The following is a 13,921-nucleotide window of genomic DNA, read 5'->3' on the forward strand; positions in this document are numbered from 1 at the left end:
AAGATAACGGGTTCTACGCAATTTTAGAATTAAATGGACGGGCTTTTCCATTTTTAAAAAAATTTAATTATTTTTCGAAAACAAAACACAACAACTTGACTAACAACCCTTTTAACCCTTCTTAACTCGGCCCTTTACCATGATATTTAAAAGTCTGTTTAACCTGTGTTTCCCGCGGCAGTGTTTTGGCTGTAATCAAGTGCTGCTGCGTCATCAAACGTTTCTCTGCGCATATTGCCTGCATCACTTGCCCTTTACCGAGCAACACCGGTTTAGAGAAAACGAGGCCTACCAACGCTTTCACGGCAGGCTGCCTTTGGAAAACTGCAGCTGCCTGATCTATTTTACCAAATCGGGATTTGTACAGCGCCTCTTCCACGAGCTGAAATACAACAACCAACCCGAAATCAGTCATTACCTCGGAAAAATATACGCCTCCCAACTGCAAAACACCGCCTGGCTACAGACGGTAGATGCGCTTATTCCCGTACCCATGCACGCGACAAAGCGAAAGAAAAGGGGCTATAACCAAGTAGACGGCTTTGCACAAGCGCTCTCGGAAACCTTTGGTATTCCCATAGCCCAACAGCTGCTCACCCAAGAAAAGCCCTCCTCCTCCCAAACGCGCAAAAGCCTCTTTGAGCGGACCCGGGAAAACAAATTTCGTTTTCAAATCGCCTTTCAGCCCCAGGACCACGGCAAGCATTATGTATTGCTAGACGACATCTTAACCACCGGCGGTACCCTGGAAGCCTGTGGAAAAAAAATACTGGAAATCCCCGATTGCAAAATAAGTATCTTGTGTTTGGCGCAAACGCAATAAACTTTTTACAACTAGATTTTATTCCTTAAAAATATAGTCGTTAATTTGTCGGATAAAAGCCATATTATGTTGAGAATACGTCAGATTGCCCTTTTCTTGATTCTAATTACCACTTTTGCCAGTTGTGCAAAACGCGGTTTTATATCCGGCGGAGATCCAGACACCATTCCACCGGTGATGCTGAAGAGCACCCCTGCCAATTACTCGACGCAATTCGATGAAAAAATCATCAAAATTCAATTTGACGAGTACATCAAACTCAAGAACATCAACCAGCAACTGATCGTTTCCCCACCGATGGAAACCGCTCCGGAAATCAGCCCGATGGGCAGTCCTAAAAAAGAACTGACCATCAAGATTATCGATACTTTAAAGGCCAACACCACCTACAGTTTTAACTTTGGCGAAAGCATTACCGACAACAATGAGGGCAATGCGCTAAAGCAATTCAAATACATCTTCTCGACGGGAACCTATATCGATTCGCTGCAAGTAAAAGGAAGTATACGCGCGGCATTTAAGAAAAATCACCCCAACTTTGTCAATGTGATGCTCTATGATGCAGCAGATTTTGGCGATTCCACCGTGTATAAGCAAAAGCCGCTATACGTGACCAATACACTGGACAGCTTAAAGAACTTTTCGCTGGAAAATATCAAGGAGGGTTCGTACTATATGGTGGCCTTAAAGGATAAAAACAACAATTTTAAGTTTGACCCCGAACAAGATGAAATCGCCTTTTTAAAGGATCCCATCAGCATACCAACCGAAGACACCTTTGCGTTGAATTTATTTAAATCGCAAGAGAAGCTCAAGGTCAATAGACCGGCACAACTAACGCAAAACAAGTGGTATTTGCCGTATATAGGCAATCCGGAGAAGCTCGAGGTCAAAATCAAACACGCCAACAACGAGGTCTTGCACGCTTTAACGCGTTTGCCCGGTAAGGATACCCTTCAAATCTGGTTTCCCAAGATGGAAGTCGACTCGCTGTTGATGGAGTTTAAGGCACCCGATTACGAACAGCTTTTTACCGTACGTCCGCGAAAGATAAAAACGGAAGACACGCTTAGCGTTAGCGCGGTACAACGCGGAAACCTGGACTTTAGAGATTCGTTTACCCTAAGAACCGCCACGCCTTTTGCCAAGATTGACTCGACCAAAATATTGATTACCAATAAAGATAGTGTAGCGGTGGCCTTTAAGATCGCGCAGCGACCTTGGCTTCAAGAGTTGTCCTTAGACTTTGAAAAAGCGGAAGACAACAAATACAAAATTCAGCTGTTGCCCGAGGCGCTCACCGACTTTTTTGGCAAGAGCAACGACAGTTTAAAATTTGAGGTCAGCACCAAAAAATATACCGATTACGGAAACCTGATCATCAATCTAGGCGGAGCCCAGCGCTTCCCCATTATTGTAGAGGTACTCAATTCTAAAGAAGAGGTGGTTGCGAGCCTGACCGCAACCGATAGCAGTCCACTGCGCTTTGAAATACTGCCCCCTCAAAAATATTTTCTGCGCGCGATCTATGACGACAATCAAAACGGCCAATGGGACAGTGGTTATTACTTCGATCGCCGACAACCCGAAGAGGTGATTTACTACCCCGCAGAAATTGATGTCCGCGCGAACTGGGATGTCGACCAGCTGTTTAATCTAACAGAGTAAAGGAATCCCCATCGCTTAGGAACGCCAGTTTTTTCCTAGCCTGAATCAAAATGGGTTTTTCCAGGGTGGCATACAGAACCGCTTCGCCGCTGTGTGGAGCAACGAGGTAGCCACCCATATAATCCAACACTTGCGAATGTCCGGAATACTGATTAGCGCCGCTGTCGGTACCCGTTCTGTTGACTCCAATGGTATACGCCATGTTTTCAATAGCCCTTGCTTTAAGCAAGCTATCCCAGGCGTAGATGCGTTGATCGGGCCAACTGGCCACATAGATTAACAAGTCGTATAAAGTACCGCTATTGCGCGCAAAAACAGGAAATCGCAGGTCGTAACACACCAGCGGACAAATCTTCCAGTCTTTATAGGTGACTAGCAATCGTTCCGTTCCGGCAGCATAGGATTTTTGCTCACCGGCCAGCGAAAACAAATGGCGTTTGTCGTAGGTTTGGTAGGTTCCGTTGGGAAACACAAAAAACAAGCGATTGTAATACAGGCCGTTTTCCCTAATGACAATACTGCCGGTCAACGCGATATTTTGCTGCATACAGCGGTCTTGCATCCACAATACTGTAGCTCCGTCCATCACTTCAAAAGCCCGTTCGGGATTCATGGTAAAACCCGTGCTAAACATCTCTGGCAAAACCACCAAATCGGTATGGGGTTCCAGCTGTTGGATTTTAGATTCAAAATATCGGAGATTGGCCGCCGGGTCTTCCCACACCAAGGGCGCTTGAATTAGAGCTACTTTCATGTTTTTTGTCTTTCTACCAAAGTTAGTCAAAAATGGATCAAGACGAAAGGCCGTGGAATTGAAAATCGAGTAACTAGCGGTAAAAGTTAATTCGCCGATTCCTCCCTGCGCCAATTCGCTTGGCACAGGGAGGAACGCCGAGGCGTACACTTTGAATTCAAAAACGGCCTGGACGAACGGATAGGCAAATTGACCAATCCGCTACTAAATCAAAACAACTCCTTGACAATTTGCTGAATCAGGTTTGATTGGCCCATGGAATAATAATGGAGCAGCGGTATTCCCGCTTTCAACAGTTCCTGACTTTGCTGTTTACACCACTGCAAACCAATCTGAGCAACCGCCGCATTATCCGTTGCCCTATTGATTTCCCCTACCAAATCTTCGGGAAAATCGACTTTAAATCGATGCGGAATCAGGTTTAATTGCCTTTTGGTGGTAATCGGTTTTAAACCCGGAATAATCGGCACTAATATATCGGCGGCACGACATTTTTGGACAAATTCAAAATACTTTTGGTTGTCAAAAAACATCTGCGTAATGATGTAGTCCGCACCCGCATCCACCTTCTGTTTTAAAAAGCGAATATCCTCATCCAAACTCGGTGCTTCCAGGTGTTTTTCCGGATAAGCTCCTACTCCAATACAAAAATCGGTGGCGTGGGAGTTTTCCAAATCCGCATCTAAATAAATTCCGTTGTTTAAGTTATGGATTTGAGTCACCAGTTCGTTGGCAAAATGATGTCCCTTACTCTCGGCTCTAAAATAGGTTTCGTTTTTAATCGCATCGCCCCGCAGGGCTACCACGTTTTGGATGCCCAAAAAATCCAAGTCTATCAAAAAATTTTCCGTGTCTTCTTGGGTAAAACCACCACACAGGATATGCGGCACTGCGTCTATTTTATATTTTTCTTGAATCGCCGCGCAGATACCGACAGTACCGGGGCGCTTTTTAACGATTTTCTTTTCGAGTAGGCCGTTTTCCTTCTCTATATAAACAAATTCCTCTCTGTGGTAGGTCACGTCAATAAAGGCTGGTTTTACCTCCAGTAAAGGTTCCATATTATCGTAAATACGCTGTATGTTTTGCCCTTTTAGCGGCGGTAAAATTTCGATGGAAAAACGGGCTTTGGCCTGAGCCAATTCAAAGTGTTCTGTTACTTTCATAGTTTATTATCTTTATCTTAGTGCGTCGACACCGCAAAATATCAACAACAGCTCATGGTGGTTGTTTTATAAATCCGTCAAATTGGGAGCGAGCCATTTTTCGGCATATTCCAAGCTGCACTTCCTTCTTTGGGCATAGTCTTTCACCTGATCGGTTTTGATTTTCCCCAATCCGATGTACTTGCTCTGTGGATGGGCGAAATAGTAGCCAGACACCGATGAGGCCGGCCACATAGCCAAGTTTTCGGTCAAGACCACTCCGGTTTTGTTTTCGACATCGAGCAATTTCCAAATGGTTACTTTTTCGAGGTGATCCGGACAGGCCGGATAACCCGGAGCAGGTCGAATTCCCTGATATTTCTCTTGGATCAACTGTTCGTTTGTCCAATTTTCTACCCGGTCATACGCCCAAATTTCCTTTCGGATTTTAGCGTGTAAATATTCGGCAAAGGCTTCGGCAAACCGATCGGCCAACGCTTTGATCATGATGGCTGAGTAGTCATCTAATTCAGCTTCGTACTGCTGGGCTATTTCATCTACCCCAAAGCCCGTAGTCACGCAGAACAAACCGATATAATCTTCGATTCCGCTGCTTTTGGGCGCAACAAAATCCGCCAAGGAGATATTGGGTTTTCCCTTTGATTTTTGCGACTGTTGCCGTAAAAACAGCAAGGTATCGAGCAGTACTCCGCTTTCATCATACACTTCAATATCGTCGTCGTTGACTTGATTGGCCTTGAATATACCGTATACTCCTTTACCGACTAAGCTTTGGTTGTTTTGAATTTCAGCCAGCAGTTGTTGGGCATCGTTCCATAAAATCTGCGCCTGCTCTCCAACGATATGATCCGTTAGTATTTCCGGGTATTTCCCGTGTAAATCCCACGATCTAAAAAAGGGAGACCAGTCGATATAATCCAATAACTCCGCGATATTAACCGCTATATTTTGTACCCCTAAAAAAGCGGGTTTTACCGGCGCCTCAAGCGTCCAGTCTACTTGCAATTTGTTTTTTCGCGCCGCGACTATACTCAAAAAATCCTTTTGGCGAGCGCGGTTTAAATATCCGGTTCTCAAATCCGCATATTCCTGTCGAATCTGCAGGGCATAGTCCTGTTTTTTGCCCACTAAATTCCCGGCAACACCCACAGCGCGAGAAGCATCGTTGACATGGACTACGGAAAAGGAATATTCTGGCGCAATTTTAACTGCCGTATGGGCTCTAGAAGTGGTTGCACCCCCAATCATCAACGGAATATCGATTTTCAATCGGTCGAGTTCTTTGGTCAAATAAACCATTTCGTCTAAAGAGGGCGTAATCAATCCGCTTAAACCAATGATATCGACTTTTTGTTCGATCGCGGTTTGAATAATGCGCTCCGGACTCACCATAACTCCCAAATCAATGATTTCAAAATTATTACACCCCAATACGACGGCGACGATGTTTTTTCCAATGTCGTGAACGTCTCCTTTTACGGTGGCCATCAATATTCTCCCCGAAGAATTGGAACTTCCATCTTTGGCTTTATCGATAAATGGCAACAGATAGGCAACGGCTTTTTTCATTACTCTCGCGGATTTTACCACCTGTGGCAAGAACATTTTTCCGGCTCCAAACAAGTCGCCCACGACACTCATACCCTCCATTAAGTGACCCTCAATAACCTGAATCGGCTTGTCTGCTTGCAGTCGCGCTTCCTCTACATCCAATTCGATAAATTCATCTATACCCTTGACCAAGGCATGAGTAATTCGCTGCTGTAACGGTTCCGTTCTCCATTCTTTAGGCGCTTCACGATGCGCGCTGGATTGATTTTGATAGTGATCGGCAAAATTCAACAAGCGCTCGGTGGCATCTTCTCTGCGGTCTAACAATACATCCTCTACGCGTTCTAATAAATCTGTGGGAATTTCATCGTAAACCATCAGCATTTCAGGATTGACAATCCCCATGGACAAACCGTGTTGAATGCCGTGGTATAAAAACGCCGCATGCATGGCTTCGCGCACATAATTATTGCCTCTAAAAGAAAAGGAAACATTGCTTATACCGCCAGAAACATTGACATCAGCGAGGTTGGTACGGATCCATTTTGTCGCTTCAAAAAAATCTAACGCATTCCTGCGATGCTCTTCCATACCGGTTGCAACCGGAAAAATATTGGGATCAAAGATGATGTCTTCCGGAGCAAAGCCCACTTGAGCGACCAAGATGTTGTAGGAGCGTTCGCAAATTTCAATGCGTCGCTGGTAAGTGTCTGCCTGTCCGTGTTCGTCAAAAGCCATCACCACTACGGCAGCGCCATATCTGCGAATCAATTTGGCCTGTTGCCTAAAGACCGCTTCCCCCTCTTTTAAACTGATGGAGTTGACAATGCTTTTGCCTTGTACTACTTGTAATCCGGCTTCAATGATTTCCCATTTGGAGCTATCAATCATAATGGGCACTCGCGATATATCGGGTTCGGAGGCGATCAGATTTAAGAATTTTGTCATCGCATACACCCCATCCAACATGCCTTCGTCCATGTTGACGTCGATAATTTGCGCGCCGCCTTCTACTTGTGCCCGAGCGACATCGAGGGCTTCCTCGTATTTACCTTGTTGTATCAATCTCAAAAACCGCTTGGATCCGGTAACATTGGTTCGTTCGCCTATATTGACAAATAGGCTTTCCGGGCTTAGGATTAGCGGCTCTAAGCCCGATAATTTTAAATAATTGTTTTTTGCATTCATCTGTTCGTCGTATTTTTTTAATGGCTATAGTTCCATCACATCCTATTGTTGTTACTATTGGGCTGTTTTGCGCTTAGGCTTTATCCGTTTTGCCGGCCGCTTAAAGCGAGTGGCTAAAGGGTCTCGGTTTAAACTGCGCTGCTGTATCGGCAATCCGTTGGATGTGTTGTGGGGTAGTTCCGCAACAACCTCCGACGATATTGACCAAACCATCGTGGAAATAGGACTGTACCAATGCTTCCATTTGACAAGGAGTTTCATCGTATTGACCAAAAGCATTGGGCAAACCCGCATTGGGGTAAGCCGAAATGGCCAAGGTGGTGTTTCTAGCCAGCGTTTTTAAATAGGGTTGTAACTGCGCTGCTCCTAAAGCGCAATTCAAACCGATGCTCAACAGGGGAATATGAGAAATAGAAATGAGAAAAGCCTCGACCGTTTGACCCGAAAGCGTTCTACCCGAGGCATCGGTAATCGTTCCGCTGACCATAATCGGCACCGCAACACCGCGCTCTTCTTTTACTTCTTCTAAGGCAAACAAGGCCGCTTTTGCATTGAGGGTATCGAAGATGGTTTCGACGAGAAAGATGTCGCAACCGCCATCTAACAGCCCGGTTGCCTGTTGTTTGTAGGCCAACCTCAGTTCGTCGAAAGTGACGGCTCGAAATCCGGGATCGTTAACATCTGGTGACATACTGGCCGTGCGGTTTGTCGGGCCGATAGCACCCGCAACGAAACGCGGTTTAGACGGTGTTTTTGCGGTATACTCCGCTGCGGCGGCACGTGCAATCCGGGCTGATTCCAAATTTAATTCATAGACCAAATCTTCCATGTGGTAGTCCACCATTCCTATAGTGGTACTCGAAAAAGTATTGGTTTCAACGATGTCAGCACCGACCTCGAGATATTGCCGATGGATGTTTAAAATGGCCTCGGGTTGGGTTAGCGACAACAAATCATTATTTCCCTGCAGCGGGTGGGCAAAGTCACGGAATCGCTGCCCGCGATAATCCGCTTCGGAAAAACGGTGTTTTTGAATCATCGTTCCCATAGCTCCATCCAAAATCAAGATGCGCGATGCTAAAGCTTTATACAATTGTTCCCGACGTTTTAAGGATTCGTTTTCCATGTGATTGTTTATAAATTTTTAATAAAAAAAGCCCCTTTGAATATCCAAAGGGGCTTAAACTAAAGTGGTTTTTACAACTACTCGTCAACTTCTGGATACGACAATTCGGAGGCACATCATCATGTGCATCATCATCATACCGCTGTTTAAAGTAATTGTATTCATATAATTTTTTTCAAAAAAAAAAGCCCCTGAATGTCAGAGGCTTTAACTTTATATCGTTGTTAGATTTTAAGCAATAGCGACCTCTGCGGAGTTTCTCCACATCATCATCATTGCCATATTTAATCGGGTCTTGTTCATATATCTTATTAGCTATCTTATTAGCAGTTTCAAATGTATAAAAAATATCGACAACTACAACTGTTTTTATTCTTTATAGCCTTTTATTCGCCCATCCGCCGTTGGGTGAATTCGCTTTGACAGGCTCAAAAATTCAAAATACCGAAGATCGACCGCTCTGTCCTCTCACACCAAGGGCGCTTGGAATAGCGCTATTTTCCTGTTTTTTTCTTTCTATTAAAGTTAGTAAAAAACGGATACGGCAGATCTGTGGCGGGTTCTGCCCATTCGGGTGGCCCATGTCCTAATCGACAAAAAACTTCCGCTAACCCCTCTATTACATCCCCTAGAGCCGTCGTCGGTATACCGACGCATTTCAAAAAAACCCTTAAAACAAAAAACAGCTGCAAACCAGGGTTCACAGCTGTTTAATAGCTGGGCGTAAAACCCTATTTGCCTATTAAGACAAAGCGAAACAGTTCCTATTTACACCATTCGACATACTTATCTTCCAAAAATTCAATGTAATACAAGTCTTTCATGATTTGGAAATGCACCTTGGCTTCCGCTTTCCCCATTTGTTTCGATTCCTTGGTTTGATCGATCAATTCCCCTTTCAGCGATTTAAAATTTTTGAGTGCTTCTTTAAACTCGGTTCTTGAAATCAAATCGCCCTTGGCATCAACCGCTTCCATATACTCCTGATAGGCTTTGCAGTTTTTACCGACGTATTTCAACACTTTAAACACCTTGCTCTCGCTGGGGAATGTAGTATTTTGAGTAAGCGAAACGACATAGTCTTCGCCTTTAACAGCAACGAATGCATAGGTATACCAATACACTCCCCTGTCGTAAACCGAATATCCATAGGTCTTGAAATTACCCGCCATCAATAGGGGTAAAAACATGGTTTGCATTTTCTTTATCTGTCCGTTATCCAAATCCAAACGCGCCACGTTGATTCTAAATACCTCCATAAAAGACACCCCATCCTTATCCAAGAAGGTTACTTTCTTGATTTGACTTGCCGGCAATTCCTTAAATTCGCTTTGCCCCTCTTCTTTAAAGCGAATTTTTTCCGCCACTATATTGGCGTTACTCATGGCGTTTCCATCGTTCTGTACAGCGAGTCCTCTTAAGATGAAATTCTCTGCTTTATTGTTTTTAACCGTGCCCGAGAGTACGGTATCGTCCATAAAAGTTATGCGCGCCGGCCCTGATTCCTTATTGACTTTTAAGTGTAAAAATTGTGCTTGCATCGGAAGGCATCCCAACGTCAATACGAGCATTAAAATAATATTTTTCATCTGTTGTTTTTTATAAAGCGTTCTTGACGCCAATTCGAGACCAAGATAGTTTATAGCAGGCGGAACTTCCTAATTTTTTCTTAAATTTGATGTAATCCCCTGGGCAGCATTTGGTAAAAAAACATAAAAAACCCAACAAAACCGCCATCTTGCTAACTTTAAGGATGAAAAACAACCGCAACTATAAACAAATTCCAAGACACCGCTAAAAAACCATGGTTCCGTTTAAATTTGCTCGATTTTGGAAACAAAAAAAGCGAAGACGCACGTCTTCGCTTTTTAAACTATAGGTCTAAATGCCTTTTATTTAAAACTTGCTTTTAGATATTCTCTATTCATACGAGCGATGTTTTCCAAAGAAATTCCCTTCGGACATTCTACTTCACAAGCTCCGGTATTGGTACAGTTACCAAAACCTTCGTGATCCATTTGCTCGACCATGTTTAACACGCGTTCTGTAGCTTCAACGCGACCTTGAGGTAACAAGGCGAATTGCGATACTTTAGCAGACACGAACAACATGGCTGAAGAGTTTTTACAAGTAGCCACACAAGCCCCGCAACCGATACAAGTAGCCGCATCAAAAGCGCGATCGGCATCGTGTTTAGGAATGGGAATGTTGTTGGCATCTTGAGTGTTACCCGAAGTGTTTACCGAGATAAATCCACCTGCATGTTGAATTCTATCAAAAGAAGTTCTGTCTACAACTAAATCTTTAATCACGGGAAATGCTTTGGCTCTAAACGGCTCGATATAAATCGTATCGCCGTCTTTAAACTTTCTCATGTGCAATTGACAAGTGGTTACACCACGGTCTGGTCCATGAGCTTCTCCGTTGATAAACAACGAACACATACCACAGATTCCCTCACGACAATCGTGATCAAAAGCAACAGCATCATCGCCTTTCTCTACCAACTGATTGTTTAAAACATCCAGCATTTCCAAGAAAGACATATCAGGTTCAATTCCGCTGATTTTATAATCAACCATCTGACCCTTATCTTGGGCGTTTTTCTGACGCCATATTTTTAAAGTAAGATTCATATATCGAATTTTTACAGTGCGACTAGATCCCAAAAGATCTTAGGCGCAATATTATTTATAACTACGAGTTACCAATTTAATGTTTTCATAAACCAAGTCTTCTTTGTGAAGCACTGATTCTCTTGGATTGCCTTTGTATTCCCAAGCAGCTACGTAGGCGAAATTCTCATCGTCACGTTTCGCTTCACCATCCTCAGTTTGGTGTTCCTCACGGAAGTGTCCACCACAAGATTCCTCTCTGTGTAGGGCATCTTTTGCAAACAATTCTCCTAGTTCTAAGAAATCTGCCACTCTTAACGCCTTTTCCAATTCTTGGTTAAAGCTGTCAGCGCTTCCAGATACTCTAACATCTTTGTAAAATTCTTCTCTCAAAACGGCAATCTCATCCATCGCTTCTGTCAAGCCATTAGCGTTACGAGCCATACCTACCTTATCCCACATGATTTTCCCTAATTTCTTATGGAAATAATCCACAGAATGCGTTCCCTTATTGTTCATCAAATGATCAATCATACCGGTAACGTTTTTCTCTGCTTCAACAAATTCTGGAAGGTCTGTAGGAATTTCTCCGGTACGAATATCCTGAGATAAGTAATCGCCAATGGTGTAAGGCAATACGAAATATCCGTCGCCCAAACCTTGCATCAAGGCCGATGCACCCAAGCGGTTCGCCCCGTGATCCGAGAAGTTGGCTTCTCCGATACAGTAACATCCCTCAATGGTTGTCATCAAGTTGTAATCCACCCAAATACCACCCATGGTATAGTGTACCGCTGGATAAATCATCATTGGGGTTACATACGGATCCTCGTCAACGATTTTCTCGTACATCTGGAAAAGGTTTCCATATTTGTTTTCGACTAAATCACGACCTAATTTGTAAACCAATTTGGCGTCGTTTTCGTCTAAATGCTGGATTCTCGCTTGTTCTTTACCGTAGCGCTCAATGGCCGAGGCAAAGTCTAAGTAAACCGCTTCACCGGTAGCATTAACACCATAACCGGCATCACAACGCTCTTTTGCAGCACGAGAAGCCACGTCACGAGGCACCAGGTTACCGAATGAAGGATATCTTCTTTCCAAGTAGTAATCTCTATCTGCTTCGGCAATTTGAGTGGGTTTTAATTTCCCTTCTCTAATGGCCAAGGCGTCTTCTTTTTTCTTAGGCACCCAAATACGTCCATCATTACGCAGGGATTCCGACATCAAAGTCAATTTTGATTGGTGGTCTCCGGTAACGGGAATACAGGTTGGGTGAATTTGTGTATAACAAGGGTTGGCGAAGTAAGCACCTCTTTTGTGGGCTTTCCAAGCTGCAGTAACGTTTGATCCCATTGCATTGGTAGACAAAAAGAAAACGTTTCCATAGCCTCCTGTAGCGATTACTACAGCATGAGCCGAATGACGTTCAATTTTACCGTTGATCAGGTTACGAGCGATAATTCCTCTTGCTTTACCATCAACAACCACGATGTCTAACATTTCGTGACGGTTGTACATTTTTATTTTACCACGACCGATTTGACGGTTCATAGCCGAATAGGCACCTAAAAGCAATTGTTGCCCCGTTTGACCTTTGGCATAAAAAGTACGGGAAACCTGTACTCCACCAAAGGAACGGTTGTCCAAAAGACCGCCGTATTCGCGGGCAAAGGGAACACCTTGTGCCACACATTGGTCGATGATGTTTTCCGACACTTCCGCCAAGCGGTGTACGTTTGCCTCACGAGCTCTATAATCGCCTCCCTTTACCGTATCGTAGAACAATCTATGCACCGAATCCCCATCACCTTGATAGTTTTTCGAAGCGTTGATCCCTCCTTGAGCCGCAATCGAGTGCGCACGTCTTGGAGAATCTTGATAACAGAAAGCTTTTACGTTATATCCTAACTCAGCTAATGTCGCAGCAGCAGAACCACCTGCCAAACCAGTACCTACGATGATGACATCGATATTACGCTTGTTTGCAGGGTTTACTAAACTGATGTGATCTTTATATTCTGACCATTTCTTATCGATAGGTCCATTGGGAATCTTTGAATCTAATTTCATAATCAATTGTTTTATGACTACTTAATAAAATGAATGTAAATTGGAATAATCGCAAACAACAAAGGAACTATAATTGCAAATCCCTTTCCTAAACCTGAGATTAAACCATTGTATTTAGGATTATTAGCCCCTAGAGACTGAAAAGCACTTTTAAATCCATGCATTAAGTGGAAGGCTAAAACAAGCATTGAAAACACATAAAAAACAGTAAATGCTAAACCGTATTTCGCATCTTTGAAAAAGGCAATAGTAATCGAATGTAAATCTTTGTATCCCTGTGCAATTTTAACTTTAGCGGTAGGATCGAAAAACTCTGTTTTGTTTTTGATCTCCACGCCATCTTTAGGCAAATACCCTCCTTGCGTCGTTACGTAAAAATCTTGTGCCATACCCGGTTGTACCTCGATGGTAGTGGTGTGTAATGGCATTTCTTCAAAGTGCATTTTCGCCCAAAAGTTCATCATGTGCGTCGCGATGAAAACCAAGATTAACGTGCCCAAAATCGCCATGTTTCTCGACTGCCAAGTACTGTTTGACGCCGCATTGTTCTTAGCATAACCGATCGGTCGTGCTTTTTTGTTTTGGATTGTCAATAAAATCCCATCGATTGCGTGGAATAAAATTGAAATGTACGTTACGTAAGAAAGAATTTTTACTGCTGGATTGGTAGTCATAAATAGGGCATACTCGTTGAATTGCAACTGAGTGCCAAAAATCAACTGAAGGTTACCTACTAAGTGACCTACCAAAAACACGCATAAAAATAAACCCGTAAGAGCCATCCAGTATTTCTTACCGATTGACGACTTTAAAAGTGCAGATTTTGCCATAGTGTAATTTTAATAGTTTTCTTGAAAAAAATCAAACAAAAATACAGCTAAAAACAGTCACTTACAAAGGGCTTCATTTATTTATACTCGGTATAAACAAGCTAAAAACCCTTGATTTTAAAGGAAA

At 43.4% G+C, this 13,921-nt stretch carries 10 protein-coding genes; 2 read left to right on the forward strand and 8 right to left on the reverse strand.

Going from position 1 to position 13,921, the window contains the following annotated elements:
* Positions 1-139: 139 nt before the first annotated feature.
* Together ACQZ43_RS02865 and ACQZ43_RS02870 are read left to right on the forward strand one after the other, a co-directional pair.
* On the forward strand, positions 140-823 hold the full coding sequence (locus ACQZ43_RS02865) for a ComF family protein (protein WP_430614348.1): 684 nt from the start codon (positions 140-142) through the stop codon (positions 821-823).
* 66 nt (positions 824-889) lie between these two features.
* Positions 890-2,491: an Ig-like domain-containing protein gene (locus ACQZ43_RS02870; RefSeq protein ID WP_430614349.1), complete on the forward strand. Its 1,602-nt coding sequence runs from the start codon at positions 890-892 to the stop codon at positions 2,489-2,491.
* Here the strand turns inward: ACQZ43_RS02870 and ACQZ43_RS02875 are convergent.
* The 8 genes from ACQZ43_RS02875 to ACQZ43_RS02910 form a co-directional block, all read right to left on the reverse strand.
* A complete protein-coding gene (locus ACQZ43_RS02875; RefSeq protein WP_430614350.1) occupies positions 2,475-3,245 on the reverse strand; it encodes a nitrilase family protein in 771 nt (256 codons plus the stop codon). The genes ACQZ43_RS02870 and ACQZ43_RS02875 overlap by 17 nt on opposite strands.
* Before the next feature lie 209 nt (positions 3,246-3,454).
* On the reverse strand, positions 3,455-4,411 hold the full coding sequence (gene metF, locus ACQZ43_RS02880) for a methylenetetrahydrofolate reductase [NAD(P)H] (protein WP_430614351.1): 957 nt from the start codon (positions 4,409-4,411) through the stop codon (positions 3,455-3,457).
* A gap of 66 nt (positions 4,412-4,477) precedes the next feature.
* Positions 4,478-7,150 carry a methionine synthase gene (gene metH, locus ACQZ43_RS02885; RefSeq protein WP_430614352.1) on the reverse strand — a complete coding sequence of 891 codons (2,673 nt, stop codon included), beginning with the start codon at positions 7,148-7,150 and terminating at the stop codon, positions 4,478-4,480.
* A gap of 100 nt (positions 7,151-7,250) precedes the next feature.
* On the reverse strand, positions 7,251-8,276 hold the full coding sequence (locus ACQZ43_RS02890; protein WP_430614353.1) for a homocysteine S-methyltransferase family protein: 1,026 nt from the start codon (positions 8,274-8,276) through the stop codon (positions 7,251-7,253).
* 764 nt (positions 8,277-9,040) lie between these two features.
* Positions 9,041-9,865, reverse strand: coding sequence for a hypothetical protein (locus ACQZ43_RS02895; RefSeq protein WP_430614354.1), 825 nt, complete (start codon positions 9,863-9,865; stop codon positions 9,041-9,043).
* 303 nt (positions 9,866-10,168) lie between these two features.
* Positions 10,169-10,912, reverse strand: coding sequence for a succinate dehydrogenase/fumarate reductase iron-sulfur subunit (locus ACQZ43_RS02900; RefSeq protein ID WP_430614355.1), 744 nt, complete (start codon positions 10,910-10,912; stop codon positions 10,169-10,171).
* A gap of 51 nt (positions 10,913-10,963) precedes the next feature.
* On the reverse strand, positions 10,964-12,964 hold the full coding sequence (locus ACQZ43_RS02905; RefSeq protein ID WP_430614356.1) for a fumarate reductase/succinate dehydrogenase flavoprotein subunit: 2,001 nt from the start codon (positions 12,962-12,964) through the stop codon (positions 10,964-10,966).
* Positions 12,965-12,981: 17 nt separating this feature from the next.
* Entirely contained in the window at positions 12,982-13,794 is an 813-nt protein-coding gene (locus tag ACQZ43_RS02910) for a succinate dehydrogenase cytochrome b subunit (protein WP_430614357.1), read from the reverse strand.
* Positions 13,795-13,921: the final 127 nt, after the last annotated feature.

It is taken from the genome of Flavobacterium sp. JP2137, assembly GCF_050562195.1.
Classification (GTDB): domain Bacteria; phylum Bacteroidota; class Bacteroidia; order Flavobacteriales; family Flavobacteriaceae; genus Flavobacterium.